This window comes from Ignatzschineria sp. PL_is040, from assembly GCF_055813795.1.
This window is the reverse complement of record NZ_JBVPGU010000019.1, coordinates 1-6,578: the sequence shown is the minus strand read 5'-3', so window position 1 is coordinate 6,578 and position 6,578 is coordinate 1. Positions and strand designations below refer to the sequence as shown.

2 protein-coding genes are annotated in these 6,578 nt (G+C 40.7%); both read left to right on the top strand.

The window, feature by feature from the left end:
• Positions 1-4 precede the first annotated feature (4 nt).
• Positions 5-5,410, top strand: a complete 5,406-nt coding sequence (locus AC0SAP_RS10220; RefSeq protein ID WP_473384091.1) for a tandem-95 repeat protein — start codon at positions 5-7, stop codon at positions 5,408-5,410.
• Positions 5,411-5,592: 182 nt separating this feature from the next.
• Positions 5,593-6,498, top strand: coding sequence for a LysR substrate-binding domain-containing protein (locus tag AC0SAP_RS10215; RefSeq protein WP_473384090.1), 906 nt, complete (start codon positions 5,593-5,595; stop codon positions 6,496-6,498).
• Positions 6,499-6,578: the final 80 nt, after the last annotated feature.

The window sequence follows — 6,578 nt, the reverse complement described above, 5'->3', positions numbered from 1 at the left end:
CACTGTGACGGTTCCTGTAACAGTCACACCGGTGAATGATGCGCCAACGGCTGAATCGCCAGCGATTAAGACGGAAGAAGATACGCCAGTAAAAGGAGCGGTTAAAGGTCAAGATGTTGATAAGGATAAGCTAACCTATAAAGTCGGTGATCAGCCGAAGAATGGTTCAGTCACAATTAACGAAGAAACTGGCGAATATACTTATACGCCGAACACAGATTACAACGGATCAGATGAATTCACAGTGGTGGTATCTGATGGCAATGGCGGTGAAGTGACCGTTACGATTCCTGTAACAGTCACGCCGGTGAATGATGCGCCGGTGGTGGATGATCGTGATCAGACGATTGTTACGAAAGAAGATACGCCGAAGAAAGGCACTATTACGGGTGTCACTGATGTGGATGGTGATGATCTGACTTATGCATTAGGTGATAAACCAGCGCATGGTACTGTGACGATTGATGGTGACGGTAACTATACTTACACGCCAAACAAAGATTACAATGGATCGGATAAATTCACGGTGGTCGTATCTGACGGCAATGGTGGCAGTGTCACTGTGACGGTTCCTGTCACCGTAACGCCGGTAAATGATGCGCCAACGGCTGAAGCGCCAGCGATCATTACGGAAGAAGATCAGGAAAAATCAGGCCAAGTAACTGGTCACGATGTTGATGGGGATGAGCTAACCTATAAAGTTGGTGATCAGCCGAAGAATGGTTCAGTCACAATTAACGAAGCAACCGGCGAATATACTTATACGCCGAACACAGATTACAACGGATCAGATGAATTCACAGTTGTGGTATCTGATGGTAATGGCGGAGAAGTGACCGTTACGATTCCTGTAACAGTCACGCCGGTGAATGATGCGCCAGAAATCGAAGATGCTTCAGTGACTTTTGATGAAAAAATAGTTTCAGGTACAAAAATCTATGATGTGAATGATAAATTCACAGGAAAAGATCTTGATCGTGATGGTGAAGACATTACTTACAGCATTATTGGCGGTAATGATGATGGTCTCTTTGTGATCGATAGTAAAACGGGAATCATCACGATTGCCGAAGGTAAAACTTTAGATTATAAAGTGGCAAAAAATCATAGCTTAGAAGTGAGTGCTACAGATGAAGTACTCACTGATACTGCGACTATCACTGTGGATGTGAATCAAATAAGTGGTATTACAACTTCTATCGATAAGCATGGTGTTATTGAAGGTGAGACTGTAAAAGTAAGTAAGGGCCCTGTAACACTCAAAATCACAGGTATCGATGAAAATGGAGAGTCTGTAATAATAGAGAGAGAAGCAAAACTTACTGGACCAGATGATTCAGGAACAGGAACTTATACCTATCAGATTACGAAAGAGGATGGTATTGCAGAGGGTTCTTCTGTGAGTGTTGAAGCAAGCGCCACTGATATTAATGGTAAAGAGATCTATGCTTATGATGATATGTCGGGCTATACGGATGAAGATCATCCCGGACTTGATATTGAATTGCCAGAGATTGCCATTTCAGCTGTTGGAAATGATGGGAAGGTTACTTGGAGTGATGCCAAGGATGGAGATTTAAGCGAATCTATCAAGGAATCATTTACTGTGACAGGTACTACTTCTGGCGTTGAACCTGGACAAGATGTGACGATTACTTTTGTAAATACGGCAGATGGTTTACCTATTACTCTTGATGGCGTAGTTGGCAGTGATGGAAAATGGAGCATCACTGTTCCTGAAAATGTGGCGGCTAAACTTATAGATGGTTCTGTCTCTGCAATGGTTAAAGATCGAGCTGGCAATACTAAAGTTGCTGAGCCTGCGGACTATACGGTAGATACGCCTAGTGCAAATATAACGGGATATCTAGATAATATTGATAGTGTTCAAAATACTGTTGACGTTACAGGAATTGTGGCGGATGGCGTGAAGATTTCGAGCACTGTCAGTACGGAGCTTGCTTTCTCACAAGGCACGACATTTGTTACATCAGAGATTGTTGGAGAGTATGGAATCTTTGCATTAAATACCACAACAGGCGAATGGACTTACGTCTTAAATAGTGATGAGGATGTAGCTAATGCACTGATTAAATCAGAAGGCCCATTAACGGAGACTTTCCAGTTTGAAGATAACTCAGGGAAAACATATGAAGTAAAAGTATCTATTAATGATAGAGGACATGATGCAGGGAAAGGAGTATCTATTTCTGCGACAACGTCGTCATTAAAGGATATCGCTGAGAACATTGAGAGTGATGGCAACACATTTAAAACTTACACGAATGACTCTTTAGGAGAAATCACAGGAAAAGCGGCGAAAGGTGTTGAAACGGTTCGTGTTTATATTAATAAGCAGAACGCCGCTACAGGTGATGATAATGATGCGATCGGTTTCCCACAATATCTTGATATTAAAGTAGATGGAAGTGGGCAATGGAAACTTACTGAAGCGCAAGTGACGGATGTTCTTCAAACTACTTGGTGGGCAGATCAGCTCCGTAATGACAATATTTACTTGCAGGTAAAAGCAATCGATCCTGCGACAGGAAAAGTGGGTGAAGTATCTGATAAATATACCTTCGTAGTCGATACAATCGCGCCGCAAGCAACTTATGTGCAGTATAATGCGGAAGAAAGCATCGTTACGGCATTGGTGAGTGGTGATGTAAATAATATTCATCATGCTGTAACAGGTAATAAAGTCACTGTGACTTATGTGGATAAAGCCGGGGAGAAGCAAACAGTTTACGGTGAAGTAGGAGAGCAGTCGGGTAAGGGTAGTAAATATTTATCGATTAAAGTTGATATTCCTGAGGATGCTAATGTTGATACATCGACCGAATTCAAGGTCTATGTAACAGATTCTGCTGGCAATACAGGCGTGAATAATACTTCGCAAGAGGATCCTAGTCGAGTTAAAATGCCTACGCCCGTTGTTGATCAGTATCTAGACAATGTGAATAATGGTGATCGAGGTACCGATATTATTTCTGATAACGGCTACAGTGATGATACTAAAGGTCAGATTAGTGGAACTATTGTTCTGAATGAAGATGATATGAAGTTAGTTGATTCTGTACGTGTTTATGTTCATGGCAATAAGAGTAAGTGGATTGAAATCGACAAAGCTGATCTTGTGCCAGTTGAAGGGCAAAAAGATACCTATCGATGGACAACACCTGTGAATAGTCTGACAACCTCTGGAATTGTCACATCAGGAGGATTTGCTGAGGGTGACGTTATTATCACAGCGGTGGCTTATGATAAGGATACTGAGCAAGCGAGTGATGAATCTAATGAGTTTGTTGTAAACATTAAGGTGAGTAAACCAGAGATTGAGATTACAGAAGTTGCTGATAATCAAATCATTACTGATGTTGAGAGAAAAGATGGCTTTACTATTAAAGGAACAACAAAAAATACTGAAATCGGGAATAAAGTCGTTCTGACATTAAATGGTAAAGAGTATGAGGCGACAGTTGAGGAGGGCGGCACGTGGAGTGTGCATATTCCTAGCGAAGATGCTATTAATTTAAAAGATGGGCATAACGAGGTGACCGGAACGGTAACGGACTTTGCGAATAATACATCCGAGATAGCTAGTAATGACATGTGGACGAATCATGCGCCCATTGCCGAACCAACATTGCTTGAAGTCATGGAGGACTCAGGAGTATCAGGTTGGCACTCTCTCAATGCAAAGGATCCAGAAAGTGGTCACTTGACGTATGCGCTTGTTGATGAAATTGATCCGAGTATTGGTGTAGCGGCAGTCAGCGAGAGTGGATATATTACATTTACTCCAGGATCAAACTTCTCTGGTGATACGAGCTTTAAGGTACAAGTGACTGATGATCGTGGGAATAGTATTATTGTTGAACAAAAAGTAACAGTAATACCGGTTGTTGATGTTCCTACTGCTACAGAAACAGATATGGGCTTTGATGTGACGGAGCTCGCGCTTAATAAGTATGAGTGGAAGAATATTAGAGGAAATCAATACATTGGAGGGAAATACTATAACTTTAATGATACAACGAATGTTGATAAGAATGGTTATCCGATTACCCAAGGTAAAGGAAATGGTATTAACCCCAATGTTCTGGTAAATGGTATTGATGCTCTTTATAAACATCAATTAGACAAAGCTACAAGCACAGAAACAGTCAGTTTAACCTCTAAGGGATGGCAAAGTAACGGACGGCCTGGAGAGGGCGTGCCTGAATTTGGTGCAGTGTATATTAATGGTTTTGTTTATCTTGAAGCAGGAAAGGAGTATAAATATGTCGGTTCTGCGGATGATGGTGGAAAGATCATCATTGGTAAGGGTGTATCAGAGATGTACGTGAGCTGGAGAGGGGTGAACTATGGAGAGAATGAAGAGGTTTTCTCTGTGACCGAAACAGGTTTCTATACCTTCGACTTCTATATGTATAACCAAGATGGTATCGGTAACTATAACTTCAAAGTAACGGAAGAAGATGGAACAGATGTGAAGTACTATCCATCAAAAGACGCGATTCAAAAAGAGTTGCCAGACTATGTTCAGTTAACGAATGATATCCCCGTGGGAGGCCGTGGACATCATGGGATGAAGTATGGTTATAAGGGATCCGAAACAGATCAGATTACTCTTTCGAAGATTAAGGCTTCATTAACTGATAGAGATGGTTCTGAAAAACTAGATATGACGCTTGAAGGCTTAGTGGAAGGGGCAACATTAACGTATACGAAAGTAGACAAAGATGGCCATAAGACACTTGGTACAGCGGTAGCCGATGATAAAGGCATGATTACTGTGAAAGGTGAGCATGGTGATAATATTGTTGATTACACAGATCTTGTATTAACCTTGCCGGAGGGTGTTGATAAATCCAAGTTAGATGTGAAGATGACTGTAACAGCGACTGAAAAAGGTATAGATCAGGGAATTGACACCGTATTTGATTTTGTGGTGAATGTTCTAGATCCAAGTAGAGAGGTTGTATCAACGGCGAATGATGATTTAATTAGTACAGGTACGACAGGCAATGACTCACTCATTTACGGTCTCTTGAAAAATGCGGATCAGTCGAACGGTAAAGCGGGTCATGGTACGGATACTTGGGTTGATTTTGGTGTAGGAAAACCTGCAACAGATTCAAATGCAGATCTTATTAAGTTTGCAAAAGGCTTCTTCGAAGAGCTAAACAATTCAGATGTAACAGGTAAAAATATCGATTTTGATCAAGTGAAAAAATTCATCACTGTTGAGTATAATGCTGAGACAGAAACGGCAACATTATCAGTAGATAGAGATGGAGATAGGGGGCGATACGAGTCTGAAGTATTGCTTCACTTAACGAATCAGTCTACAGAGTTGACGTTAGAGGATTTATTGGCTAACCAGCAAATTATTATTGGTTAATTTCTTATTAAATAACGTATAACTTTTATATAAAGCGCTTAGAATATCAATATATTTTAAGCGTTTTTTTATACCTACCGAATTGTCAGCTCTCGTGGGGGGTGCTATTGTGAAATGCTGTAGGCTTATCTCTTATATTGTGTGCTTACTCATTTCTCTATTTGTTGGTCATTTATTGAATTATGTTAGAACTAAAACATCTCAAGGCATTACAAGCACTTTATCAATATGGTACGTTCTCACAAGCGGCGAGCGAGCTTTGTGTCACAACTTCAGCCTTATCTCATCAAATTGCCGCACTCGAGGGTTGGCTGGATGTTGAGTTGATTTCTCGTAAGACACGTCCATTCCAATTTACAAAACAGGGGTTATTGCTGTTAGATCTTGCGAACCAAGTTTTACCAATGGTGGATCAAACATTAATTCGAATGCAAGATAAGAAGCAAAAGATCAAACACAAGTTATTTGTCGCTTCCGAGTGTCACTGCTGCTTTGATTGGTTAATTCATGTTATGAATGCTTATCATGATAGTTTTCCAGAAACAGATTTAGATTTTATAACGGCATTTGAGAAGTATCCTCATGAGTTATTACTAGATGAAGCCTTTGATGTCTTAATTACGTCGGATCGGCAGAAAATTGAAGGCGTTGAATACTTAAAATTGTTTGATTACGAGAGTCGATTAGTTGTGGCGCCGGATCATCCTTTGGCTTATGAAACGGATATTACTCCGGAAATGTTGGCAAAAGAGACGCTACTTTGTCACCCGGTGGAGTTAAATCGCTTGGATATTTATAATCATTGGTTTGAGCCTGCCGGCATTATTCCTAAGAATGTTCGTAAGACACAGCAAACAGCGATGTTAATTCAATTAGTATCGACGAAGCGAGGATATGCGGCATTGCCTGATTGGGTCGTCTATGAATATGAGCAACAAGGGCTAGTAAAGACTTTAAGAATGCCGGGAATTGATGGTGCGAATGGGCTGCTTTGCACATTATATGCGGCCTACAATAAAGACCATGCTGGAAAAACTTATTTTACAGAGTTCTTAAACTGTAATCCTCCCCTTTTTAACTCCATTTAAAAGTAGAAGATTCTCTAAGGTTTATTGAATCTGGCATGGTGGCACAGATCCAATGGCTGAATGAGGTCTTTCGTTATTAT